22 protein-coding genes and 5 pseudogenes are annotated in these 24,562 nt (G+C 44.4%); 13 read left to right on the top strand and 14 right to left on the bottom strand.

Annotated features, from left to right (window positions below; all coding sequences use genetic code 11):
* Positions 1-6 precede the first annotated feature (6 nt).
* From blaCARB to KJB05_RS28975, 8 genes and pseudogenes are all read left to right on the top strand, one after another.
* Positions 7-858, top strand: coding sequence for a CARB/PSE/RTG family carbenicillin-hydrolyzing class A beta-lactamase (gene blaCARB / locus KJB05_RS20955; protein WP_208445230.1), 852 nt, complete (start codon positions 7-9; stop codon positions 856-858).
* Positions 859-987: 129 nt separating this feature from the next.
* Positions 988-1,503 (top strand): TetR/AcrR family transcriptional regulator, encoded by a 516-nt coding sequence (locus KJB05_RS20950; RefSeq protein WP_005435424.1) that lies wholly within the window; start codon positions 988-990, stop codon positions 1,501-1,503.
* Positions 1,503-2,555 (top strand): alcohol dehydrogenase family protein, encoded by a 1,053-nt coding sequence (locus tag KJB05_RS20945; RefSeq protein ID WP_208445259.1) that lies wholly within the window; start codon positions 1,503-1,505, stop codon positions 2,553-2,555. The genes KJB05_RS20950 and KJB05_RS20945 overlap by 1 nt, the downstream gene beginning before the upstream one ends.
* Positions 2,556-2,756: 201 nt before the next feature.
* Positions 2,757-4,136 (top strand): IS4 family transposase, encoded by a 1,380-nt coding sequence (locus tag KJB05_RS20940; protein WP_213053097.1) that lies wholly within the window; start codon positions 2,757-2,759, stop codon positions 4,134-4,136.
* Positions 4,137-4,191: 55 nt separating this feature from the next.
* Positions 4,192-5,205, top strand: a complete 1,014-nt coding sequence (locus tag KJB05_RS20935; protein ID WP_102778931.1) for an IS110 family transposase — start codon at positions 4,192-4,194, stop codon at positions 5,203-5,205.
* 477 nt (positions 5,206-5,682) lie between these two features.
* Entirely contained in the window at positions 5,683-6,213 is a 531-nt protein-coding gene (locus KJB05_RS20930) for a conjugal transfer protein TraL (protein WP_208446372.1), read from the top strand.
* Positions 6,214-6,215: 2 nt separating this feature from the next.
* Positions 6,216-7,888, top strand: a pseudogene (locus KJB05_RS20925) (DNA topoisomerase); the annotation flags it as partial.
* Positions 7,889-8,293 carry a topoisomerase DNA-binding C4 zinc finger domain-containing protein gene (locus KJB05_RS28975; protein ID WP_348542171.1) on the top strand — a complete coding sequence of 135 codons (405 nt, stop codon included), beginning with the start codon at positions 7,889-7,891 and terminating at the stop codon, positions 8,291-8,293.
* A gap of 114 nt (positions 8,294-8,407) precedes the next feature.
* Here the strand turns inward: KJB05_RS28975 and KJB05_RS20920 are convergent, their stop codons facing one another.
* Positions 8,408-9,871, bottom strand: coding sequence for a KAP family NTPase (locus tag KJB05_RS20920; protein ID WP_208446373.1), 1,464 nt, complete (start codon positions 9,869-9,871; stop codon positions 8,408-8,410).
* A gap of 198 nt (positions 9,872-10,069) precedes the next feature.
* Here KJB05_RS20920 and KJB05_RS20915 point away from each other — a divergent pair, with 198 nt between their 5' ends.
* From KJB05_RS20915 to KJB05_RS28970, 3 genes are all read left to right on the top strand, one after another.
* Positions 10,070-11,278, top strand: a complete 1,209-nt coding sequence (locus tag KJB05_RS20915; RefSeq protein ID WP_208446374.1) for an IS256 family transposase — start codon at positions 10,070-10,072, stop codon at positions 11,276-11,278.
* 300 nt (positions 11,279-11,578) lie between these two features.
* On the top strand, positions 11,579-12,331 hold the full coding sequence (locus KJB05_RS20910) for a hypothetical protein (protein WP_208446375.1): 753 nt from the start codon (positions 11,579-11,581) through the stop codon (positions 12,329-12,331).
* Between the two features lie 83 nt (positions 12,332-12,414).
* Complete coding sequence (locus KJB05_RS28970; protein WP_348542170.1) at positions 12,415-12,540, top strand: transposase; 126 nt, start codon at positions 12,415-12,417, stop codon at positions 12,538-12,540.
* 147 nt (positions 12,541-12,687) lie between these two features.
* On the opposite strand, the pseudogene KJB05_RS20900 reads toward KJB05_RS28970, so the two are convergent.
* From KJB05_RS20900 to KJB05_RS20875, 6 genes and pseudogenes are all read right to left on the bottom strand, one after another.
* Positions 12,688-12,954, bottom strand: a pseudogene (locus tag KJB05_RS20900) (IS91 family transposase); the annotation flags it as partial.
* 410 nt (positions 12,955-13,364) lie between these two features.
* Positions 13,365-13,973: a hypothetical protein gene (locus KJB05_RS28785; RefSeq protein ID WP_244142984.1), complete on the bottom strand. Its 609-nt coding sequence runs from the start codon at positions 13,971-13,973 to the stop codon at positions 13,365-13,367.
* 9 nt (positions 13,974-13,982) lie between these two features.
* Positions 13,983-14,672, bottom strand: a complete 690-nt coding sequence (locus KJB05_RS20890) for a ParA family protein (protein WP_208446376.1) — start codon at positions 14,670-14,672, stop codon at positions 13,983-13,985.
* 67 nt (positions 14,673-14,739) lie between these two features.
* The gene (locus tag KJB05_RS20885) at positions 14,740-15,069 is read right to left on the bottom strand and encodes a type II toxin-antitoxin system PemK/MazF family toxin (protein ID WP_208446377.1); all 330 of its coding nucleotides are present in this window, start codon (positions 15,067-15,069) and stop codon (positions 14,740-14,742) included.
* Entirely contained in the window at positions 15,069-15,326 is a 258-nt protein-coding gene (locus tag KJB05_RS20880) for an AbrB/MazE/SpoVT family DNA-binding domain-containing protein (RefSeq protein WP_208446378.1), read from the bottom strand. Before KJB05_RS20880 ends, KJB05_RS20885 begins: the two co-directional genes overlap by 1 nt.
* A 910-nt stretch (positions 15,327-16,236) precedes the next feature.
* Positions 16,237-16,803: pseudogene (locus KJB05_RS20875) on the bottom strand (hypothetical protein); the annotation flags it as partial.
* Positions 16,804-16,806: 3 nt separating this feature from the next.
* Between KJB05_RS20875 and KJB05_RS28780 the strand changes: the two are divergent.
* Positions 16,807-17,432, top strand: a pseudogene (locus tag KJB05_RS28780) (IS110 family transposase); the annotation flags it as partial.
* A gap of 278 nt (positions 17,433-17,710) precedes the next feature.
* On the opposite strand, the pseudogene KJB05_RS20860 reads toward KJB05_RS28780, so the two are convergent.
* Both KJB05_RS20860 and KJB05_RS20855 read right to left on the bottom strand, forming a co-directional pair.
* Positions 17,711-18,161 (bottom strand): annotated as a pseudogene (locus KJB05_RS20860) (GNAT family N-acetyltransferase).
* A gap of 7 nt (positions 18,162-18,168) precedes the next feature.
* Entirely contained in the window at positions 18,169-19,332 is a 1,164-nt protein-coding gene (locus KJB05_RS20855) for a MerR family transcriptional regulator (RefSeq protein ID WP_208446452.1), read from the bottom strand.
* 194 nt (positions 19,333-19,526) lie between these two features.
* Between KJB05_RS20855 and KJB05_RS20850 the strand changes: the two genes are divergently transcribed.
* The gene (locus KJB05_RS20850; RefSeq protein ID WP_208446451.1) at positions 19,527-20,180 is read left to right on the top strand and encodes a DsbA family oxidoreductase; all 654 of its coding nucleotides are present in this window, start codon (positions 19,527-19,529) and stop codon (positions 20,178-20,180) included.
* Positions 20,181-20,250: 70 nt separating this feature from the next.
* Here KJB05_RS20850 and KJB05_RS20845 read toward each other — a convergent pair whose 3' ends face one another.
* The 5 genes from KJB05_RS20845 to KJB05_RS20825 all read right to left on the bottom strand — a co-directional run bounded on the left by KJB05_RS20845 (position 20,251) and on the right by KJB05_RS20825 (position 24,531).
* Positions 20,251-20,649 (bottom strand): NUDIX domain-containing protein, encoded by a 399-nt coding sequence (locus KJB05_RS20845; RefSeq protein ID WP_208446450.1) that lies wholly within the window; start codon positions 20,647-20,649, stop codon positions 20,251-20,253.
* A gap of 19 nt (positions 20,650-20,668) precedes the next feature.
* Positions 20,669-21,184 (bottom strand): GNAT family N-acetyltransferase, encoded by a 516-nt coding sequence (locus KJB05_RS20840; protein WP_208446449.1) that lies wholly within the window; start codon positions 21,182-21,184, stop codon positions 20,669-20,671.
* 127 nt (positions 21,185-21,311) lie between these two features.
* Positions 21,312-21,674, bottom strand: a complete 363-nt coding sequence (locus KJB05_RS20835; RefSeq protein WP_208446448.1) for a VOC family protein — start codon at positions 21,672-21,674, stop codon at positions 21,312-21,314.
* Positions 21,675-21,789: 115 nt separating this feature from the next.
* Positions 21,790-23,196: a cytochrome-c peroxidase gene (locus tag KJB05_RS20830; RefSeq protein ID WP_038895545.1), complete on the bottom strand. Its 1,407-nt coding sequence runs from the start codon at positions 23,194-23,196 to the stop codon at positions 21,790-21,792.
* Between the two features lie 414 nt (positions 23,197-23,610).
* Complete coding sequence (locus tag KJB05_RS20825) at positions 23,611-24,531, bottom strand: IS5 family transposase (RefSeq protein ID WP_213053073.1); 921 nt, start codon at positions 24,529-24,531, stop codon at positions 23,611-23,613.
* Between the last annotated feature and the right edge of the window lie 31 nt (positions 24,532-24,562).

Here is a 24,562-nt window from a genome sequence, read left to right as displayed (position 1 = left end):
TCAATAATGAAAAAGCTATTTCTGCTACTCGGATTGTTAGTCTGTTCGAGTGCAACGTACGCCGCCAAACTGAATGAAGACCTCTCCGCAATTGAAGACCACATTGCGGGTCGTATTGGTGTTTCTGTTTGGGATACGCAAACAGACGAAAAGTGGGATTACCGTGGCGACGAGCGCTTCCCAATGATGAGTACCTTTAAAACGCTGGCGTGCGCGACCATGCTGAAAGACATGGACAGCGAAAAGCTTGATAAAAACGCCACCGCGAAAGTCGAAGAGCGCAACATGGTGGTGTGGTCACCTGTCATGGATCGAATGGCAGGCCAAACCACGCGTATTGAACATGCCTGTGAAGCCGCAATGCTGATGAGCGACAACACCGCCACCAACATTGTTTTACGCAGTATTGGTGGTCCGCATGGCGTAACCAGATTCTTGCGTTCTATTGGTGATAAGGCCACTCGCCTTGACCGTTTTGAACCAAGATTGAATGAAGCAAAACCTGGCGACAAGCAAGATACAACAACGCCTAACGCCATGGTAAACACTCTACACACCCTGCTAGAAGGCGATGCGCTATCTTACGAATCACGTATTCAGTTAAAGATTTGGATGCAAGACAACAAAGTCTCCGATTCTTTGATGCGCTCGGTGTTGCCAAAAGGCTGGTCAATTGCCGATCGTTCTGGCGCTGGCGGGTTTGGCTCGCGTGGTATCACGGCGATGATCTGGAAAGAAAACCATAAACCGGTTTACATCAGCATTTACATTACTGAGACCGATTTATCGTTGCAGGCGCGCGACCAAGTCATCGCTCAGATTAGCCAGTTGGTGTTGGACGAATACAAAAATATTTAACGCTAACTTGATGATTTAAAACGGAGCTTTCGGGCTCCGTTTTTTTATGTCAACGATCTTGGTTGACACAGGTAGAACGATCGCTCTACCCTAAAAGTAGAACATTCATTCTACCCATGAGAAGACGCTATGTTGAAAGAACAGATCGCCGCCAGTTTAGAGCAAGCTTTTAGCGAGCTTGGATTTGCCGAGCCGAGTGTGGCACAGCTCAAGACGGCCTGTGGCGTTAGCCTACGCACCTTGTACAAGCACTACCCTTCTAAGGAAGACATGATCGTGGCTGCGTTAGAACACCGCCACCAGCGCTACTTAAACTTCCTGCTGGATAACTCGCCACAAGCCGGGCTAGAAGCGACTCAGCACGTATTCAACAAGCTCAAACAATGGATGGAAGACTACGCACCGCATGGTTGCATGTCGATGAACGCGATTGCGGCATTTCCCGAGCACGACATCATCAACCAAACCGTGAAAGCACACAAAGAAGACGTTCGACAATTTTTGGGTAAACAGAGCCTTCGCCAAGACCTCGCCACGCAGCTGTTCTTACTGCACGAAGGCGTCTCCAGCGCTTGGCCGGTACTCGGTAACGAGGCTCTGAACTCTGCGCAACAAGCTGTTTTAAGATTGCTAAAGGAAGATTAATCATGACAACACTACCAACCACAATGAAAGGTGTTCTATTGACCGGTCACGGCGGACCAGAAATGTTGGAATACCGCCAAGATATTCCTGTCCCAACGCCAAAAGAGAACGAAGTGCTGATTCGTGTATCCGCAGCAGGCGTGAACAATACCGATATCAATACACGTATCGGCTGGTATTCAAAAGGTGACAACGACAGCGAAGACGCAAGTTGGATCGGCAACGCACTGGTTCTTCCACGTATTCAAGGTGCTGACGTCTGTGGCGAGATCGTTGCCGTTGGTAGTATGGTAGATGAACGCCGCATCGGTGAACGCGTTCTGATTGAGCCTTGCTTAAGCGATGTAAATGGCGAAACCATTAATCCACCTTGGTACTTTGGCTCAGAATGCGACGGTGGATTTGCTGAATACACCGTGGTCTCAGCTAAGCACGCTTACCAGCTAAAGACGGATTTGACTGACGTTGAACTTGCGTCTTTCCCATGTTCGTACTCAACGGCAGAAAACATGCTCACGCGCTCTCGTATTGCCAAAGGAGAGCGTGTCCTGATTTCTGGTGCTTCCGGCGGGGTCGGCTCTGCGGCGATTCAACTTGCCAAAGCGCGCGGTGCTACTGTTATTGCCATCACAAGCCCAAGCAAAAATGAACAAGTGCTGGAGTTGGGCGCAGATGAAGTCGTGCCACGCAATACAAATCTTGTTGAAGCGCTTGGCAATAACAGCGTCGATGTGGTGATTGATTTGGTAGCTGGCGACCAGTGGCCACAGTTCCTTGAAGTCTTGCGCCCAAAAGGTCGTTACGCGGTATCCGGTGCCATTGGCGGCGCAATGGTTGAGTTAGAGGTTCGCACTTTGTATCTCAAAGATCTCAGCTTCTTTGGTTGTACCGTCCTTGAGCCTGAAGTGTTTGGAAACTTGGTTCATCATATTGAACAAGGCAACATCAAACCATTAGTCGCACAAACGTTCCCACTTGAGGACATCAACCAAGCGCAAGCGGCATTCCAAGAGAAGGGACATGTAGGCAAGATGGTCCTTACCGTGAAGTAATATCTGGTAGAACGCATTAAAAAGCCCCTCTGCAAGTTCATCGCAGAGGGGCTAATTATATGGTCCGCCTCACTCTCAAGCCCTACGCTTAGAGTCTGTCTCTTATACACAAATCCCCAAGCTTATAGCTTGGGGATTTTTTTTGAACTCTTTAACGTGTGTGCGCTCTGATCACTTAAGAATCCTTACTGAAACACTAAGATGACACACTCAGACGCTAAACTTTGGGCACAAGAACAATTTGGACAAGCACAACTTAAAGACCCTCGAAGAACACAACGCCTCATCAGTTTAGCGACTTCCATTGCTAATCAACCAGGAGTCTCCGTGGCTAAACTTCCTTTTTCTCCCGCCGATATGGAAGGGGCATATCGCTTTATCCGCAATGAAAACATCGATGCAAAAGACATCGCTGAAGCAGGTTTTCAATCAACGGTATCTCGAGCTAACGAGCATGAGGAATTACTCGCGCTTGAAGATACAACAACGCTCTGTTTTCCTCATCGAAGTATAAAAGATGAACTCGGGCACACGAATCAAGGCGACAGAATTCGAGCTCTCCATGTACATTCGACGTTACTTTTTGCACCACAAAGTCAGACCATTGTTGGTCTTATAGAGCAACAACGATGGAGCCGAGATATTACTAAGCGTGGGCAAAAGCACCAACACGCGACTCGTCCTTACGAGGAGAAAGAGAGTTACAAATGGGAGCAAGCTTCTCGCCGTGTCGTTGAGCGCCTAGGGGATAAGATGTTAGATGTTATCTCGGTCTGTGACCGAGAAGCTGACCTATTCGAATACTTAACTTATAAACGTCAACATCAGCAGCGTTTTGTCGTTCGTTCAATGCAAAGCCGCTGTCTAGAAGAGCACGCTCAAAAGCTTTACGACTATGCGCAAGCGTTACCAAGCGTCCAGACAAAAGAGCTTACCATCCCCCAAAAAGGAGGAAGAAAAGCGAGAGATGTAAATCTTGATGTTAAATATGGTCAGGTGACATTAAAGGCTCCAGCAAACAAAAAGGAGCACGCAGGCATACCTGTTTATTATGTTGGTTGCCTTGAGCAAGGGACATCAAAAGACAAGTTAGCATGGCACCTCTTGACGTCGGAGCCAGTAAACAACGCTGAAGACGCCATGAGAATTATCGGTTATTACGAGCGTCGATGGCTGATTGAAGACTTCCATAAAGTCTGGAAAAGTGAAGGTACGGATGTGGAGTCACTAAGACTCCAAAGTAAAGGTAACTTAGAGAGGTTAAGTGTCATCTATGCCTTTGTTGCGACACGTTTATTGGCGTTACGCTTCATTAAAGAGGTTGATGAGCTATCAACAGAAAGTTGTGAAAAGGTCTTGGGCAAAAAAGCTTGGAAGCTGCTGTGGTTGAAACTAGAAAGTAAGACGTTACCTAAAGAAACGCCGGATATGGGCTGGGCGTACAAGAATCTCGCTAAATTAGGCGGTTGGAAAGATACCAAGAGGACGGGCAGAGCTTCAATAAAGGCACTTTGGGAAGGATGGTTTAAACTACAAACCATCCTTGAAGGCTACGAACTCGCAATGTCTCTTGATCACTAGACTTGTGATCAAGAGACAGACGCTTAGAGTAGGCTCTCAGAACGAGGTGAAGCATATGTCTACCATTCACATCTTAGGTATCGATTTAGGCAAGCACTGCTTTCATGCGGTTGGCAACAATCACACTGGCAAAGACGTTATTCGCCGTAAGTTTAGTCGAAGCCAACTACTCCGTTTCTTATCTGTACTTGAACCTACCATCATCGCTTTTGAAGCCTGTGGTGGTGCTCACTGGCTTGCGAGAAAGTGTGAAGCCTATGGGCATCGAGTTCGACTTATCCCGCCTCAATATGTAAAACCTTACGTCAAAGGTAACAAGAACGACTTTATTGATGCAGCTGCGATAGCAGAAGCAGCGAGTCGACCAAGCATGAGATTTGTCTCTGCCAAGTCAGAGGAAGCTCAGGTAATCGCAGCTATCCATCGAGTGAGGGATGGTTATATAAAAGAACGAACGGCTTGTATGAGCCGAATTGGAGCAATACTACTTGAGTTTGGGCTGAGTTTTCCTAAAGGCCATGCCAAGATGAAAGCGCTATTTCAGTGGTTGGCCGAGCAAGATATAAAACTACCACCGAGTCTGGTCGCTGAGTTGCTCTCGATTCATGAGCACTATAAATACCTAAATGAGCAAGTATCTACTCAAGATAGAAAACTGAAAGCAATTACTGAAAATAATGAAAATGCCGAGCTTTTGAAGAGTATTCCTGGTATTGGTGATTTAACAGCAACGCTGTGTGTGGCTAATATCAGTTCTCCTTCAAACTTTGGTGGAGGTCGCGAGATGGCTGCATGGCTAGGACTCGTTCCAAGGCAGTATTCAACGGGTGGCAAATCAAAGCTATTAGGCATGAGTAAACGAGGGAACAAACACCTTCGCGCTCTATTTATACATGGAGCGAGGTCCGTGCTATCTAGGATAGAAACAACAGGAAAAGTGTTTGGAGATTGGTTAGTCAATTTACGAGCAACAAAGCCGTTTAATGTAGTGGTAGTCGCACTTGCCAATAAGCTAGCAAGAATAGCTTGGGCGGTGTTGTACCACCGCCAAGCTTTTAAGGCTGTATAGCCATAACCAAGTTTGCAACGCCAATGAACGTGATGACAAAAACGGTCGATCGGCCAGATTAGTAACCTGATACAAAAAGTAGCACCTAGTTGCTTTGGGGCTTTTAAGGATAATCTGGCGCGGATATCATCGTGGAGCGGGGAAGTTAATGTTCCCAACGTGGACTCCGAATACATTAGCGCAAACCAACTCCGTTATTACTAAATTGTAGTTGCAATAACGGGGCGGACCATACATTTTTTATATTTTTATCTTCTCTGAGTCACGACAAAACAACACGCGCAAACATCAGTTCGTCCGCTGTACCTTAATGGGTTGCGCTTTCACCCTATTTTTGTTTGGTATTCTTCTTTTAGCTAGCGAGAATCATTAAAAAAACATCGCTTTTCAATACCCACTTTTCGCTCTATCCCCCTCACACAAAAAAAATCAGCAATTCATTGAATTTTCAAACCTTAACAGATAAGGAACACGTCCATGAAACCGTTATTTATCACCGCCGCACTCAGTGCGGCTTTTTTATTGCCAACGACTTCTTACGCAGCTAGTGAAAACGAATGTGCCATTTGGTTGTGCCTTCCGGCCGCCTTTGCCGTTGATGGTTGCGGCGCCGCAAAAGATGCCTTTATTGACCGCATCAAACACTTCAAACCACCCATCCCAAGCTTTACCTCCTGCATGTACACCGGAGACCTGCCAAGCGGCACACCTGACAGCTCTGAAATGAGTTCCGTCACGGGAGCCGCCGCTTATGTTCCTGCACGTGAAGAATGCAAACGGTGGGGCATGTTCGGTAACGAATGTATGGAATCGGAAATCATCCCAAGTCGCATTGTGAAAGACCAATCGTGCCGACGCGCAGAAGGGGGCGAGCACAACCCTCGTCATTGCACCAAAACCATTCATTACGTCCAAACCAAACTCGACGGCCAACTCTATGGCGACCCGTACTACTACGACAATAACGGGGGCACTTACGTCGAAGGCTCAACACAGTTGGAGAATTAAACATGATTGTCTACATTGCAGAAAAGCCCTCACTGGCTAAAGCCATCTTTGAAGGTCTGGGCGGCAACCCTCAAACCCAAAAAAGAGAAGGGTATTACCAACATAACGAACATTGCGTCACCCACTGCGTGGGTCACTTAATGGAACTCTTTGACCCACAAGATTACGACGAAAAATATCAAAAGTGGTCTTACGCCGATTTACTCATTGCCACGCACTACCCTCCTAAGCTCAAAGGGAAATCGAACACCAAGCAGCAACTACAAACTGTACTCAACCTCATCAAAAAAGCCGATACCATCGTTCACGCTGGCGACCCTGACGATGAAGGGCAATTGCTGGTTGATGAAGTGCTGAACTACGCGGGGAACACCAAACCGGTTCTTCGCTTACTGGTGGCCGACTTAAACCTTGCTCCTGTACAAAAAGCGTTAGCCAACATGGAGCCTAACGAGAAATACGTACCATTAGGTATGAGCGCCCTCGCTCGCTCGGTGGGCGACCAAAGCTTCGGTTATAACCTAACAAGAGCTTGTACCTTAAAAGGGCGTGAGAAAGGCTTCTACGGCGTTCTAAACGTGGGGCATGTGCAAAGTGCGGTATTAGGTCTCGTCAACACACGAACCCTTGCCAATCAAAACCACACCGAAAGCTTTTATTACGATGTGTACGGCCAATTTGATTGCAACGGTCAGGCGGTCAAAGCCAAGTACCAAACCACCGACGATGACCAAGTGGATGATAAGAAACGTCTGATATCTGAATCACACGCCAACTTTCTTCAACAGAAAGTAAAAGGTCAGTCGGGACTGGTGACGTTGGCCGTCACAAAGCCTGAGAAGAAGCAACCGCCTCAACCACTCAACCTGTCTACGTTGCAACAACTTTGTGCTAAGCAGTTTGGGTACAGTGCCAAGCACACGCTCGATATCATGCAAAGCTTGTACGAAACGCATAAGTTACTCACTTATCCGCGTACTGATAATCGCTTCCTCTCCGACGAGCATTATTACCAAAGCCGTGACATCCTGACCGCAATTCAAGCCACCATGCCATCATACCGACCACCAAACACGGCAACGGCAACGGCAATGCGCTAAGCAAAGAAGAGCAACAGGTTTATGACTTGGTAGCACGTTACTTCATTGGCTTGTTCTACCCTGAGTCAGTGCGCGATAAAACCAAAGTCATGTTTAACGTGGAAGGGCATCAGTTCAGCGCCACGCAAAGCGTGTTAATGCAGCAAGGTTGGGAAGCGCTTCATTCTGCAGAAAGAGATGAAACAGATAACTCGCAAGGGTTTGATTTATCGTCTTTAAAATCCAACACACCAACGGCTTGTCTCGATACCAGCGTTGAAAAGAAGAAAACCAAACCGCCGAAATACTTCACGGAATCGACACTCCTGTCCGCCATGACTCGCGCCGCCAGTTTCATTGAAAACCCTGAGCTTCGCGCCAAGCTTGAAGCCAAGGACAAAGACAGCAGCGACCGTGGCAGCATCGGAACCGAAGCCACACGCGCCAGCATCTTAGAAAGACTGGCGGCCAACACCAACCTTATTAGTGTGGTGGAAGAGAAAGGCTATTCTGAAAAAGTCTGGAAGACCACCAAACAAGGGCAAGAATTTTGTCAGGCACTGCCTAAAGAAGTCACGCAACCGGACATCTCTGCCATGTGGGCGGAGAAACAAGCCTTAATTAAGACTGGGGAGTTTACCATTGAGGCGTTCATTGAAGAGGTGGACAGCTACATTGCGCAGCGCATTGACGCGCTCGATAAACACGGCATTGATATCACGGCTAACACCGTGCCTTGTCCAAGCTGCGGTAAACCACTTGTGCCAAGACAAGGCAAACACGGCAAGTTCTGGTCATGCACGGGCTACCCTGAGTGTGAGAAGGCGTATCCTGATAAGCAAGGTAAACCTGACTTCACGCCGCGAGCTAAACCCGTAGTGAGTCAGCACAAGTGTCCAACATGCGGCAAAGGGCTTATCCGCCGTAAAACTCATCGCTGCAAAGGTAAGTATTTTTGGGGCTGCTCTGGTTATCCAGACTGCAACACCATGCTTTTTTGACCACAAAGGCAGACCGGATTTTAACTCTGCCAAACCGTCATTGAGTACGCCCAACCACTAATCATAAAAGCCCTGACGCTTCATTATTCAGGGCTTTTTTCATAAAACACATCATCAGTTATCAAATGACACGGCAAGTTCCACCCAATTCTTATAGTCTTCCTTTTTCGCCGTAAAACCTAAACAAATAAGCTTTAAATAGGCATCAAATCTATTTTTACTTTCATGTGAATTTTCCATAGTGGAATGTAAATGCCCCTGATGATCCACTCTATCCACCTCACTGCCCCAGGGCAGCGTATATCGATTCATATCGGTTAAGATCTCGTTTATATTATAAAATACTGTGACCCCCTCATAGTTCCCCTTTCGAATAGGAAAGGCACCTCTATTTTCTCGATAATTAGATATCCCAAAATTTGAATCAGTATTTTTTATTTTGTTGAACGAATCCGAAAAAACACGGCTTGGTTCATCATTACTGATCCACTCAGAATAGAGCGGGTAATACTTATCACGAAGAACAAAGAGAATAAGAAGCAAATACGAGTTCATTGTTTTATTTGTGTTGTTCAAGACAGCAACAAACTTATCAATCAGTTGTTCCGTATCTCGTAAAGAAAGTTCGAAGTGGTCAGCAACAACGGCAACCGCATAACAAAAAAACTCGGCATTTCCAATTCTTGGTATATGTTCCATCCAGTTATCGTTGATGGTCACTTTGGTTTGAACAACCTGCTCAATAAACTGATATCGACTCAATTCATTCAAAGAATAACGACGACGAAAGAAACGTCCTAAGTATGTTTGAGCATCAAACCCTTCCCCGTAAACGGCTTTTACGGCATGCTGCAATTGCTCGGTATCAGTCGCTATCACAAAGACAACGTTATCTAACTCAAAAAAGTGCTTGATGGTTTCCAACATTTCGACGGCATAAGTTGGACGACAGCGATCGAGTTCATCAATAAAAATGAACGCTGGAAAGTCGAGTTCTTGACTTCCTTTTACCGCTTCAACAAGCAATTTGATTTCATTACGCAAAAACTGAACGGATGCCAACTTTTCGTTGTGCTCTTTGATTAAACAATCCGCCAGCTTAGCTCCGACCTCACCATACACGTCCTGTCCTTGTTCTTCCTCATCCGAACCATCTTCATCCATTCTTTCCGCTAAATGATCAACGTCTAAACCAGAAAGTTTCTTTATCACGCCTTTTGTTAGAACAGGAGCTGCGGCTTTGAAAAAACGTGAAACCCTCACTCCGATCTTCGATATCGTTTCATTTTCGGGCGGTAAGTGTTCGGAGAAAGCATCCAATATGGATGATATGACCGTTAGCATTGGATCATCAGAATAATCTTGCTTCCATGCATCGACATAGACAACGGGATGATGCTCTTTGATGCTCTCAATCCAACGGTTGATAAAATACGTCTTACCTGCGCCCCATTTGGCATTAACATTCAGAACATAGCCACCATTTGAAGCATTGCTCGCTAGGTAATTATGTAAAAATTCAGCGTATTGTTTACGGTTTAAAGTATCGGTGGGATAAGTTATGTCATCGTGAGTCACAGAGGATGACCAATCAAAGGCTAAAGGGGGGGGGTAGGCATAGATACTCGCTTAATAAAAATTCTGAAAGAACAGTAGATTAAGTAAGAATATCACGACTCATTTAGACATTGACGACCTAGCACCAGAGAATCGGAGACTGTCCTGAATTCTGTGTAACTGTCTAAACTTAAGCCTTAAAGGCTAAGGATGGACAGTATGGATAAGAAAGCACTTGAAGCTTTTGCTCGTGAAGCAGCTAAATCAATCAAGACCGAATCTGATCTTGATGACTTCCGTAAGATGCTAACCAAGGTGACTGTTGAGACAGCATTGAATGTTGAGCTTGATGAGCACCTTGGCTACGAAAAACACTTCCAAAAACCAAGCTCTAACTCCCGTAATAGCTACTCTTCTAAGTCAATTATCACTGATGATGGCGCAGTTCCAATAGACGTTCCTCGTGACCGAGAATCAAGCTTCGAGCCTAAATTGGTGCGTAAGCATCAAACTCGTTTCCAGTCTATGGATGACAAGATCTTGAGCCTTTATGCCAAGGGAATGACAACCCGAGAAATCGTAGCTACGTTCAAGGAAATCTATGATGCAGATGTCTCTCCAACCTTGATATCGAAAGTTACAGACTCAGTGCTTGAACAGGTTGTTGAATGGCAATCTCGCCCATTAGACGAAGTCTATCCTATCGTTTACCTAGACTGCATTGTCGTCAAAATTAGACAAGATAAACAGGTCATAAACAAAGCGGTTTACCTTGCTCTAGGTGTGAACATGGAGGGACAAAAGGAACTACTTGGGATGTGGTTATCAGAAACAGAAGGCGCTAAGTTCTGGCTCAGCGTACTCACCGAACTACAAAACCGAGGGATAAAGGATATTCTAATTGCTTGTGTAGACGGCCTAAAGGGCTTTCCTGATGCGATCAATGCAGCATTCCCGCACACCCAAGTTCAGCTCTGTATCGTACACATGGTAAGAAACTCGGTCAGGTATGTACCTTGGAAGGACTACAAAGCTGTGACGACAGACCTTAAGAAAATCTACCAATCGAAGACTGAGGATGAAGCACTGCTAGCATTGGAGCAGTTCTCGGATAAGTGGAATGATAAATACCCTCAAATCAGTCGTTCTTGGACAGCTCACTGGGATAACTTAAACACGCTCTTCAGCTACCCTGAAGATATTAGACGGGCGATTTATACAACTAACGCTATCGAATCGCTAAACAGCGTAATCAGAAAGGCAATCAAGAAACGTAAATTGTTCCCGACTGATGAATCAGCTAGAAAGGTGATCTTCTTAGCGATTCAGGATGCCTCCAAGAAATGGACCATGCCAATCAGAAACTGGCGACAAGCACTGAACCGCTTTATGATTATGTTCGAAGACCGATTAACTGAATATATGTAACCCCGACAGTTACACAGAATTATTTACAGGGTCTTTCAAAAATTAGTGATTCCCCTTCATAAATTCATGTAAGAATATTCTGGTTATGATTTGCATTATAAACAAATCACAAATTAAAAATTATTTTCATGATTAAATCCAAAATGGATAATCACATATTTAAAAGGATCATCTTATGAAAAAAACTTATCTAATACATTATTTCTCATATTGGGAAGTTTATCATTCAACGCGTTTTCCAATAATGTGGGGGAATTAATTACAGAGGCCATCAATAATAACTATCTTAATATTCCTTACATGTGTGAAGACGGTTCTTCCCCGTATAATTGTTCTGGTGTTGTTATCCGAACATTTGAAAATATAACAGAAGATGCCCACCCATGGGATTACTCTTATATAGATAGCGTAAAAGAATCTATGGCCTTTTCCTATCTCAGAGCCGATCTTTCCGCTAGTCATCTATATGAAAACCCAAATTATGGGGTCGCGGGGATTATATTAAAACCTAGGTATGAATTATCTAGCACAAACTTTCAAGATTATGATTTTTATTGCTTCTTCCCACTTGACGGCGTAACCATGTCAAGAGAAGGACATGGTTGTGGTGACTTTTTATCCCAAAAAAAGAACTCTGTACGAATCTCTCTTGAAGATGAAGGCACATGCTTAGACAAAGGCATTATAACTCCGGAGGATTGGTTATCATTATCAACTCATGACCAATGCTCTTTTAAAATTCATGATGTAGAGCGGTTTAATATTGGTCTTGAAACTCAGAAAAAATATAAATATGTAGCCTATAATGAATTAGTTATGAATTTATGGGATATTAACAATCCAAATAATTTACCAATAGATGCAATATGGGTTAAATATGACATGGAAGGAATTGATAAACAAGGATTAGTTTATGCTCAAAAAGCACAACAAGACATGTACTCCATAGCAAATCGTTATGTTCCTATTGTCAGATATGAATATCATCAGCGACCTTACCCTTTTGTTTTTGTTAGTGATGATCAAGTAATTCCGGCGCCTATACAACCTTAAAACTTATATTAATAGGTGTTGAGTTAAATCAACACCTATTAAAACACTGTGTTTTGTAGTGATGTAATGGACGTCTGTTGTAAATTATACAGCTGCTTTTTCTGTTAATAGGCGTTTTCTGTGCGCTTCATACCTACGGCCGCAAGCTCAATTGGAATTGCCATGTTCATGCTTACAATCTGCCATGCAATACAGGCCTTGATGGTTAGGAATTTCAATTCTAACCATCAAGGAACTCTGCGAGGTGATTGTGTGTTTTCGGTGTGATTGTCCTAAAGACAAATTGAACCTGTGATGATTTAATCAGCTAATTGGTCGTTTTTGCACCTAATTTCCTGAGCTTAGATAGACTTATCCTACGCCGGCGCACCAAGCCGCCGCGATTCGCGCATGCTCATCCGGCGACTATCCAACAGCTCATTATTTTTTGATCCCACTGTAAAACCTGTAAACACCATTCTACTTCCGCACAACACACACTGATACGGGTCGTTACCCGTAAAGCCTTTGTATTGCTTCGCATACGTGAGCAGCTCTGGCAGCTTTGCCGCTTTCTCTCCCAGCGCTAAATACACCAGAGGGAGTAGACGTCCCCGTTTTCTGTTGGACAGAAAACCGTAATAGGGGTTTGAGGTCCAATGGAACGGTTCTGTACGCTAAGGGGGTTAACTGTCTGATATATCAAAATATTTTAGACAGTAAAAACAAGGGATAAAATGGCGTCTATTAAATCGGAAATGAGCAATTAATAGACACATTTGTGTAAAAATCGACTTAATGGACACCTTTCTTAGGGCTTACCGTACGTTTTCGTTCCGTTGGACCTCAAACCCCTTGGAGCGATTCGGGGAGTAACCAGAATCACGAGCAATGCGCACGGCCATACTTGACCTACGTTTGAATGCTTGATCAAAGTATTGAGTAAATAGTCGAATGTATTCGTCATACGATGTCCCACTGTCCTTACTCGCCCGATCTGCAATGTCTTCAATTTGGCTTTGCCAGTAGTGTGGATTCATGCGCTGCCCTCTCATCAATTTAACTCTGTAGTATTTGATGTGTGGGCGTTGAGATAGTTTTCAATAGATCTTCGGCTCACGAATGACTCAACGACAGCTCGTTGAGCTGGCTGAAAGAAGTCACGCTCAATGAGACTAGATAACAATCTGAGTTCGTCGTCAGTCGCAGTTTGGTTCAGGGTATGGTTAATGCTACAATTCACTTGCATCTTAATTTTCCTATATTTGAGGTGTATGCCTCTCAATGTTCGTCGGTCAAAACAGCATTGAGAGGCTATATAGCTAGCTATCAATTCATTGTACTTGACTTTTATATCGTTCAATTTTTCCTTTTCTATTAGTGCTAAAATAGCTCTTTCTAGAGTTTCTTGATCGCTATCAGAACGAATACGGCTCGTAATGTCAGCCAGTAATTCAGGCATACCTATTCGCATCTTTATATTTTTTTGAATAACGTAAGGGCTACGCTTACGTTCTTTTTTCTTGTTATCACCTCGACTAGAAAAATTACTTTGCTGAGCAACTGCCGTCACAATCTCTACATCATCTTGTTTCTTTTTTGTTCTACCAGCAAGTTCTTCGAGATCAATGAGATCATCATTAAAAGATTTAGTTTCACGCATTAGTATCACCTAGCCCTTCATCATATTTTCTTTCAGATTTCGTTTTACTTCTTCAGCAAACATTTCAACATTTGAGGCTGCTTTATCAACACCTGAAACTTCCGCACGATCTAAATCGTGAACAATGCCACCGTAAGTACGAATAGCCTTGAATGCAGCTCGCTCGATCAACGACACGTTAAAAACGTCTACATTATTAGCTTTCATATCCCCCAAAATAGCCTTATGCATTTTTGTATAGAATGCGGCATTGGTTCGAGTAATCATTACAGCGTGGGGAATTGAACGTCTTAACGCTTTCTCTTGTCTTCGTACTAATTGAACAGTCTTAATAAGTTCGTCTTCATCATCTTCTGATGGTTGTGTCATTAATATAACCAAGTCGGCTCGACTTATAGCATGGGCAACAGTCATACTCGCACCCCCTTCAAGATCAACTAAAACGAAAGCACTTTTATCCTGAGCATTATCAATATCTTCAAGAATACTTTCTTCGTTCGATTTTTGAATAAGACGAACATTTGAAGGGCATCCATCCATCAAAGCCCACTTAGCGGCATGTTGATTGGGGTCTGCATCGATAAGCGTTACTTCAATATTCTTAGATAAGCCTTGTCGAGCAAATTCACCTGTCAACAATCGGCAAGCTGTTGTTTTTCCTGCTCCCCCTTTACTGGAAGCAAATACAATAACGGGCATTTTATTTCTCCTAACCAAATAGCTAGCTATACGACAAGCAAGATAGCTAGCTATACCTTTTAGGGATTCAGGAAATAATAACCTTAGTCAATTCTGAAACTTTCTCCGTTATGTGCTTAGGAGCCTTTTCAACAAAACGAATCTGACGGTTAGAAAAGTCGAGCGACTTCACTTGATGGATAAGTACGGCACCTTGAGTAGATAATGATTCGGGAAGAACCACTTCTAACTTCATCCCTCTAATCGTACTAGTAATTGGAGCCACTACAGCAAATCCAGTATGCTCATTAAACATTTTTCGAGAGATCACAAAAGCAGGACGGCGTTTCATGATCTCTTTTCCAGCGCTAGAATCGAAATCGAGAGTAACAATGTCACCTTTATCTGGAATGTACATCAGATTATTTCCTTTCCAACAGGCTTGTCATTCATCCATTCCTTATCTTCCTCAGTAATCGCAAAGCAAGTTTTAGGACTTCCAGCTAACACCGACTCTAGGGTCAATTCTTCCTCGATAGGGGAGAGTACGATGTTGTTATCTTGAATAGATAACTCTAGCTTAGAACCAGTATGTAGACTCAACGTTTTTACAATGGCTTTAGGGATGCTAACTATATTAGCGCCACCAGATTGACGGATAGTAACAGCGGTCATTTTTTAATCCTCACCTCATTAGTTATACATTAGTATAACACAATAAAAGTTATACTAAAATAAAACCTAAATAAAACAACATAATTCGTGACGCTGTAACTAATATTTTTATGAGTCGCTGTGCGACGAATACCAGAACGCGCTCACGCAGTGAGTAAGATCCGTCCTATCCGAGCATTCAGAAGCTTTTTGGGTTTACAGTGGTTCCGGTACGAAAATTGCCCTTCGCCCTGCTAGACCCTGATTTGCACTGTAGGTTGAATTAAGCTCGATCATTGTGTTGGGGTTCCACAATATCATGCGTATAGGTGCGATAGTTTCCTGTCGAATGACAAAAGAAAGGTTCAGCGTCTTGAGTACGAGTAGATCGATCAAGCTAGCCATGGAAACATGAGACTAGCGCGCTATCGCTTACTGGCTTCACGCAGAACGAAATATGTTCACTCGCTTAGGCTCGCTCCTGATATTCCCTTCCGCATGAACCTGAATTGAACATGAAATTATCCTTGTGCTCGAATATGCCCGTCAAAAGCTTGAGGTGGACATTCGATGTGAACAGAAGTTAATGGCTTTTGATGGGAGGTACTAATGAGCGAAGCGATCGTCTTTTACTAGATATTCATTTTTATATTTATCTAGATACAAAGTCTAACTACGGAGTTTACATAAGCACCCTGCTTTAATAGCTCCATTTTTATGAGTACCTTCTTAGAGTAATTTCTTGCACTACCTTTTAAAAAAAAGAAGATGTGCGACAGGGACAAAGACAAATCGGCACTGAAAAAGGGCAAAAAGATAGGCGTGTTGAGAACAGAGGAACGGTAAACGATGATAAGAACATGATTCAGATCGCATTTACCAAATAACAGATGTGCGTAATCCTCCGCTTGCGCGGATAGCATCACTCATTTTAGTGGGGAACGGGAGCAGGGGACGCAGAATGCGCCTGAAAGACGGTAGCAACAGAATCAGCCACAGCATCAAGTTGCGTCGCGTTGTAGATCTCTTGTACTTTCTTCGCGATCTCACGGAACGACAACCACTTAAAGCGAAGTCCTTTACTTTCCTGACGCTTGCGAGTCGCTAGGATCAATTCTACGATGTTGCTGTAACGCACCACTTTTAGATCGTTAAAGAAGCGTTCACTTAGTTGTTTGTAGGCTGGTGCACTGCGAATAGCCCCTTCCGCTTGGTCTACGTTCACATTGATGCGTTCACAACGCAGGTAGCCAGCTCGCTTGAGGTACTTGAGCGCTTTCGCAAATGACTTCGGCGCAATGAACTCACCAAATCGCAGGGCGTAGTCTTCTTGGATTTGATCCCAACTGATGGTCTTGATCCCTGATTCAGTCGGCTCACCAATGCGGCCACCAATCAAATCGGTATTGGGAAGGATACAAGCAAGCACTTTCGCAATAAGACGGCGGCACTGGATGTTGTTCACACCATCACCGCCCCACGCAAAAAGACCAGGGAAGCTATAAAAGAACGAACGGCTTGTATGAGCCGAATTGGAGCAATACTACTTGAGTTTGGGCTGAGTTTTCCTAAAGGCCATGCCAAGATGAAAGCGCTATTTCAGTGGTTGGCCGAGCAAGATATAAAACTACCACCGAGTCTGGTCGCTGAGTTAATCTCGATTCATGAGCACTATAAATACCTAAATGAGCAAATATCTACTCAAGATAGAAAGCTGAAAGCGATTACTGAAAATAATGAAAATGCTGAACTTTTGAAGAGTATTCCTGGTGTTGGTGATTTAACAGCAACGTTGTGTGTGGCCAATATCAGTTCTCCTTCCAACTTGGTGGAGGTCGCGAGATGGCCGCATGGCTAGGACTCGTTCCAAGGCAGTATTCAACGGGTGGCAAATCAAAGTTATTAGGCATGAGTAAACGAGGGAACAAACACCTTCGCGCTCTATTTATACATGGAGCGAGGTCGGTGCTATCTAGGATAGAAACAACAGGAAAAGTGTTCGGAGGTTGGTTAGTCAATTTACGAGCAACAAAGCCGTTTAATGTAGTGGTAGTCGCACTTGCCAATAAGCTAGTAAGAATAGCTTGGGCGGTGTTGTACCACCGCCAAGCTTTTAAGGCAGTATAGCCATAACCAAGTTTGCAACGCCAATGAACGTGATGACAAAAACGGTCAATCGGCCAGATTAGTAACCTGATACAAAAAATAGCACCTAGTTGCTTTGGGGCTTTTAAGGATAATCTGGCGCAGATATCATCGTGGAGCGGGAAGTTAATGTTCCCAACGTGGACTCCGAATACATTAGCGCAAACCAACTCCGTTATTACTAAATTGTAGTTGCAATAACTGGGCGGACCATACATTTTCGTTCAGGTAAAATCAACTAATGACCGGAGCTTAATGGGTTACCAGTAAGCAGGACTATCCAAACCTTGCACGCAAGAGGACGAGCCTTGGATTGGCGTCAGTTCACCTGCAAGTGATTGTGCCAACCAACCATGTGGAAAGCTTAAAGTATGAGGCGCTTTGAACTGCGCTTCCGTCACCTGTTGGAAACCACGTTGCCATTGGCGACAACAAGTACCCCACTTCACCATTCTCAAAACGTAGCGGTGTAAACAACACGCCTGCGATCAAGCGTTCACCTTGTTTTGCAACAAAGCCTTTCAATTCTGGCTCTGACGTTGTCGTTAACAAATCACCGACGAGTAAGCCAATGGTTTTACCTTCTGCTTCACCTTCAGAATCAGAAAAGGTTTGAGTAAACAAAGCGATCATCTCGCTGCTCATAGCTCTCTCATATTGAGAAAGAGTGTAGTTAGATTTTTGAGTATTCTGATTTGTTGTTTCGTTCATTTTTCTATCAATCTTTTTGTAAGATATACATCTGATACGCCACTTCATTACCACGGCGTTTAACGATATCTAATTCAACTTGTATGTCTTTTAATGCTTGTGATGCTGGCATCTCAGCTTTCAAACTTTGCACACGCTCATCTAAAGGAACGTAGTAGTTATCCCATGCCTGTTGACTAATTGGGAATGTATCTAACACTCGGTAGCCTGCTACTTTCGCCTGCGCAATACGCTTCTCGACACTGCCCACATCTGGGTATTCTTTTTGCCAGAATGTCACCGTATCTTCGCTTGGCGTATCCGTGTTCCAAACCAAATCGCTCACCACTAAGATACCGCCGTCTTTAAGCAATGGGCGCCATGCTTTGAATGCGTTCTCCACACCCATGATGTAAGCACTGCCTTCTGCCCAAATGACATCGGCCGAGCCTTCTGCAAATGGCAGTTCTGTCATGCTCGCACACACCGTGGTGATATTGTCATTTAAGCCAAGAGCCTCCGCTTTGTCTTGTAGGCGTTGCAAAGACGGCTCGTCGTTATCGACCGCTGTGATGTGTGCATGTTTTGCCAAAGTACGAGTCGCAATGCCCTGCCCGCACCCGATTTCCAATATTTCATCAGGTTGAGTTGGCAATAGGCTCAATGCTTTCAACGTATCTTGTTCTGAACCTGGGCCCCAAAACTCCAAGGCTTCATACACGCGGAAGAAGTCCGCCATGTAGTCGTCGTGAGTATTCATATCTTTTGATAACCAACGTAAGTGAAGGGCTTCTTTCTCGCTAAAACCTTGCGTCATCAGCCATTTCAAGTGCGCATCCGGCGCGACTTCATCCAACGATTCATGCCAATCGGTTAACGGTGTTTCACCAAGCAGCGCCGCCAACAGCTGTCGCGATTTTTGCTTTTGCTCAATCTCTTCATCGAGCTGTTTGAGTCTTTCCAGCATCAACTGTCGATCTACTTTGGCTTCCAAACAGGCTTTACACTCCTTGAGCGTCAGTCCGCCGCTCTGCAATTGCTGGATCAAACGCAAGCGTTGTAGATCCGCATCGCTATACGCGCGGTAGCCGTTGCTTAACCGTTGCCCTTTGATGAGCTCAATCTTCTCGTAATAGAGCAATGTGGTACGAGACAAACCCAGCATCTCTGCCAGTTCCGATATCCGATACATGTAATTTTCCTCAGCGCTGATGAAAGCATCTTAAACTGTAGAGTTATATACAGGTCAACATGAATTGTAGAAAAAGATACGCTGAAAGATAAAACTCGGAGAGAAAAGCATCAGGTTACTAAAAGGTAACTGGTTGAATTCACACTCTTGGTCTCCATATCCACTTTATAACTCGAAAAAGTAAGGTCTGTTTTATGGAATCAGTAATCAAAATCGACGTAGTGTCGGATGTGGTTTGCCCTTGGTGCATCATCGGCTACAAACGCTTAGAACAAGCAATTCAAGAACTAGGATTGGAAGACAAAATTGAGTTGGAATGGCAACCGTTCGAATTGAACCCAAACATGCCAGCAGAAGGTGAAAACCTACGCCAACACCTAGCGAATAAATACGGAACAACGCCAGAAGACAGCGTTCGTGCACGCGATAACCTGACTAATCTGGGTAAAGAAGTGGGATTCGACTTTGATTACTTTGATGACATGAAGATGGTCAATACGCGAGATGCACACGTGCTGCTGCAGTGGGCAGAGCAATTTGGTAAGCAAACTGAATTGAAGTTAGCCCTGTTTGCGGCCTTCTTTGGTCAACGCAAAGATGTCTCTGACCGAAGCACACTGGCAACCATTCTGACTGACATTGGTTTAGATGCAAATATGGGCATCGCCACCCTAGACGACGCAAGCAATGCTGACTCTATCGAGTATCAAGAAAGCCAATGGCATCAACTTGGCGTGAACTCAGTACCAACAGTGGTGTTCAATATGGAAAGTGCTGTGACTGGCGCTCAACCAGTTGAAGTCTACAAGCAGATCCTGAGCGAATACGCAGAAAAACTGGCTAAGTAACAAGTCATAAGAAAACGCCCACAATACGTTCGCATTGTGGGCGTTTTTGTATTCTGCTCGAGGTTTAGTGTTATTTCACTAATCCTTGTTCAACCAAGCTCGGGAAGACCTCATTGCGGAAAATCGTGCTTATCGCGATGTTATCCACGTTTGAAGAATCTACCCATTGGCACTCTTCGATTTCGTTACTGGCAACCACCTCGCCCGAATAATCATTAACGAAGAACACATCCATGACCAAAGTAATGCCGTCTTTGTCGTGTGCAGGCGCTTCAAAACGACCAAACAGCGTCAAGGCATCTTCCGCCACGACAATGCTTACTTCTTCTTGCAGTTCACGGCACAACGCTTGCTCTGACGTTTCGCCACTATCTAGTTTTCCGCCCGGCGCATAGAAGGTGTCTTTGCCTTTTGATCGCAGCACCAACAGTGAGCCGTCTTTAATGATGATACCTGCTGACTTGTGCATCTTGCTTTCCTTCTAGGCGTTAGAGAAACTTCTCGATCATAACTTCATTGATGTACTGGCCGTTAACCTTGGCATGCTTCTTTGCGGTTCCAACCACTTCAAAGCCATGTTTTAGATACGTTGCGAGCGCGTTGGGATTGTCCTCTCGGACATAAGCAAACAACTTTTCATAACCTTTGGACTTCGCATCAGCAAAGGTGGCGGTAAACAGCGCTGAAGCGACACCTTGTCGGCGACATTTGGCATCGACGAATGTACCAATAATGCCAACGTGAGCGAATGCCTTGGTATAACTGGCGAAAGGCTCTACGTTTTGGAAACCGAGCACAGCACTGTCTTCCTCGTCCTCTTCTTTTACATTCAATGCCACATTGAACACACCCGTTTCAGGAAAGCTTTCAATGAAGCCTTCTTCCTCTTCTGGGGTGAAGGTGGTATCAAGGATGGTATATAAGCCCTCTTCTATGATGGGATTGAGAACTTCGGTAATGCCTTGAGCGTGCTGTTTTTGTGCCTTTGTAACGACAACTTTCATAGTATTTTTCGTTCTTTTTATAGGGATGAAATAGGAGCTCGATTATCTTCTATCTTGATCGTAAAACCAATGATATGACGATCGTTCGAGCAGTAAATACTCACTAGATAATCCCATAGCTAACGCCCTATAAATAAGCCACCGCTTCGATGTTGTTACCATCGGGATCATAAAAAAACGCCGCGTAGTAATTTGGCGCATACTGTTCACGCAAACCTGGCTCACCATGACAAGTAAAACCAGCGTCAATACCTGCTTTATGAAAGGCCTCGACGGACGCTTTGTCATTCGCTTTAAACGCAATGTGGCAAGGGGCACTTTGGCCGTCCTTTTCTATCAGGAAACGCGTATTGGGCTCACCAACTAATCCAAAGCCTGCCGCTGCTTCGTCCGACCATTTTAGTTCGATGCCCAAAGGGGTAAGAACCTTGGAATAAAAAGCGACACAGGCATCAAAATCCACAACCTTAATTTCAAAATGATCAATCATATCTATCCCTACTTGATTGAATTTGTTCCATAAAAAAGACCACCTTAATCAAAGGTGGTCTCGATTGCGAAGTCTATCGTTTTATCGGTGACAAACTTGTCGGCAATGCCTCAGCCTAACTTAAAGGGCGGCCTTCATAATCACCTGTCAGTGTTTTCAAGAACGCTTTGATGGCATCCACTTCTTCATCCGACATTTCCACTCCGACTTGGTATTTACCCATGTCGTAGATGGCTTTTTCTAGCGTATCGGCATGTCCATCGTGGAAGTATGGCGGTGTCAGTTCAATGTTACGCAAGGTTGGTACTTTGAACTTGTGCTTGTCTTCTTTGTTGCCAGTGAAGTTGTAACGACCAAGGTCTGCGTCCGTCATGTCAGTACCACGCTCAGCAAAGTAATCCGCTTTCATACCCATGGTTTCAAACGTTTCCCCACCCATCGCTTCACCTGCGTGACAGGTCTGACAATCGTACTTCTTAAACAACATCAAACCGTATTTCTCGTGCGAGTCCAGCGCTTGAGTGTCACCCATCATGTATTGGTCGAAGCGGCTGTTTGGTGTGGTTAGGGTTTTCTCAAACTCGGCAATCGCATCCGTAATGTTGTTGCCATTAATCTCGCCTGAATAAACCTTTTTGAACATCGCGACCATTTCTGGATCTTGGCTTAACTTGTCGACTATTTCATCCCAATCCATAGAGCCCATTTCAATCGGGTTAAACGGAGGACCACCCGCTTGGTCTTGTAGATCGGCAGCACGGCCGTCCCAGAACTGAAGCTTGTTGTACACAGCATTAAACACGGTTGGCGCGTTGATGCCACCCACTTGGCCATGAATACCAACAGACGTTACGAGTCGGTCCACGCCCCCTGTATCAAGGCTATGGCATGACGCACATGAGACACTATTGTCTCCTGATAATCGCGTGTCGTGATAAAGCACCTTACCCAGTTCAGCCTTGTCTGCATCGGTTTCGAACGTCGTGTAAATTGGTTGTAGAACTTTGGTTTTACGTTCTTCAGATACCGGAGACTGAGCATGACGCTCTGCACGCTTCTCACGAATCCACTTCAATAAGGTGTGCTTTTCGTCTTTCGACATGCTCGCTGACCAGTGCATAGTCAGGTAAATCGCGGGCGGCATTGAGTCGTCGTAGAGCACCTTCTCAAGACGAGCAAGTGCGACTTCAGAAACAGGATCATTCTGCTTCACATCGTCGAACAGATTGGTCATGTCAAAGTGACGCATGGCCACCTTCACATCCGCTTCCATGATCTGTTTCGCCACTGGCATTTCTGAGTAGAAAGGCATTTCGCTGTTTGGTGTATGACAATAGCCACAACCTTTATCCGCTAAAACCTTCATCGCTTGATAATCCAGCGTAGATTGATCTAGCGAACTAAATTGCGCCAGATTTTGTTGAGCCACTTTTTTATCGTCTTGGTTCACCATGTAAACGGTGCCAAAGTAAGCCACCAAGCCTGCTCCCACGATCCCTAGTGTTATTTTCTTTTTATTCATCACTGTTCCCCTAAATCAGTTGGGGCGAAAGTTATTGAAATGCCAATATTTTTAAAAATGGGAAAAAGGAATAGATATTAATCGAATATTTAGATGAGCAACGAATTTAACATCTAAAGTTTATAAAAACAGACACTTGCGGCAACAAGTGAAAAATACAACATAAAAACAACAACTTAAAACCGGAGCTTTTATTGATATGAGTCAAAAATGACGGAGACGATAATATATTAACCAAACATATTAAATTTGATTAAAAATAATTCAGGTCGAAATAAAGTAGGAATTTAGGAAGGAATTGTAGGCACAAAAAAAGGCAGCTCGGGAGCTACCTTTTTAGCAAGTCAGCAAATGTAATTAGGCTTTGTTGCTTAATTCGGTGAGAAGACATGGCAGTCCCATGTTGAACGCTTCTTAAACAACATACTGAGTTTCAGGCATACCAAGCCCTGTTAGCTTGTTCAGCGCTTTGATCATGGCATAAGTTTCGCCAACCTGAGCGTTGTAGTTTCTTAAGCTTAATTTTCCACCTAACAACTGTTTCACCCGATGCATTGTTGTCTCTGATAGTGAGCGCTTATGATAGCCATACCGCTTTTTCCACTTCTCGTTGGAACCGTAGAGCTTCTGGCAACCTACTGCTAAATTTCGAGGGTGTCCTTGCTCCCAGAAGGCTGCCCCTTCTCGTGGCGGAATGAGCGGAACTGCTCCCTTGATTCGTATAGCATCGTGACAACTCCTTGTGTCATAAGCACCATCACCTGATATCTCGATGATTTTACGACGTGTCTGCTTGAGTAAGTTGGGGAGCACTTCGGCATCGGTTACGTTCGATAAACTCAGCTCTGCTGCGATTATCTCGTGGGTGCTCGTATCTACTGCGATATGCAACTTACGCCATACTCTGCGCTTCCCATCAGTACCATGCTTCTTAGCCTTCCATTCACCTTCGCCATAAACTTTGAGGCCAGTGGCATCAATTGCCAGGTGTTGTATCGCACCTCTGGTTTTAGTTTTAAATGAAATCTCAACTTCCTTGGCTCGACGGCTTATACAGGTGTAGTGTGGACAAACTAGCGGGATATTAGCTAGCTTAAATACAGAGTCTAGAAAACCTTGTAGCGCTCTCAATGGCATAGAGAAAATGCGTTTCACCATCAGTGCAGTAGTAATGGCTAAGTCGCTGAACCGGCGAGGTCTACCACGCTTGCCTTGTTTGTTTTGTTTCCACTCAGCTATCGTTTCCTCATCAATCCAAAAGGTCAGAGAACCACGGTTGATTAAGGCTTTGTTGTACTGCTTCCAGTTAGTTGTTTTGTAACGAGGTTTAGGCATGAGGCTACGACGATTGATGGGTGTAGCCGAT

Origin of the sequence: Vibrio sp. B1ASS3 (assembly GCF_905175355.1) — a bacterium.
Taxonomy (GTDB): domain Bacteria; phylum Pseudomonadota; class Gammaproteobacteria; order Enterobacterales; family Vibrionaceae; genus Vibrio; species Vibrio owensii.
The sequence above is the reverse complement of the archived record's forward strand: the minus strand, read 5'-3'. Positions and strand labels throughout refer to the sequence as shown.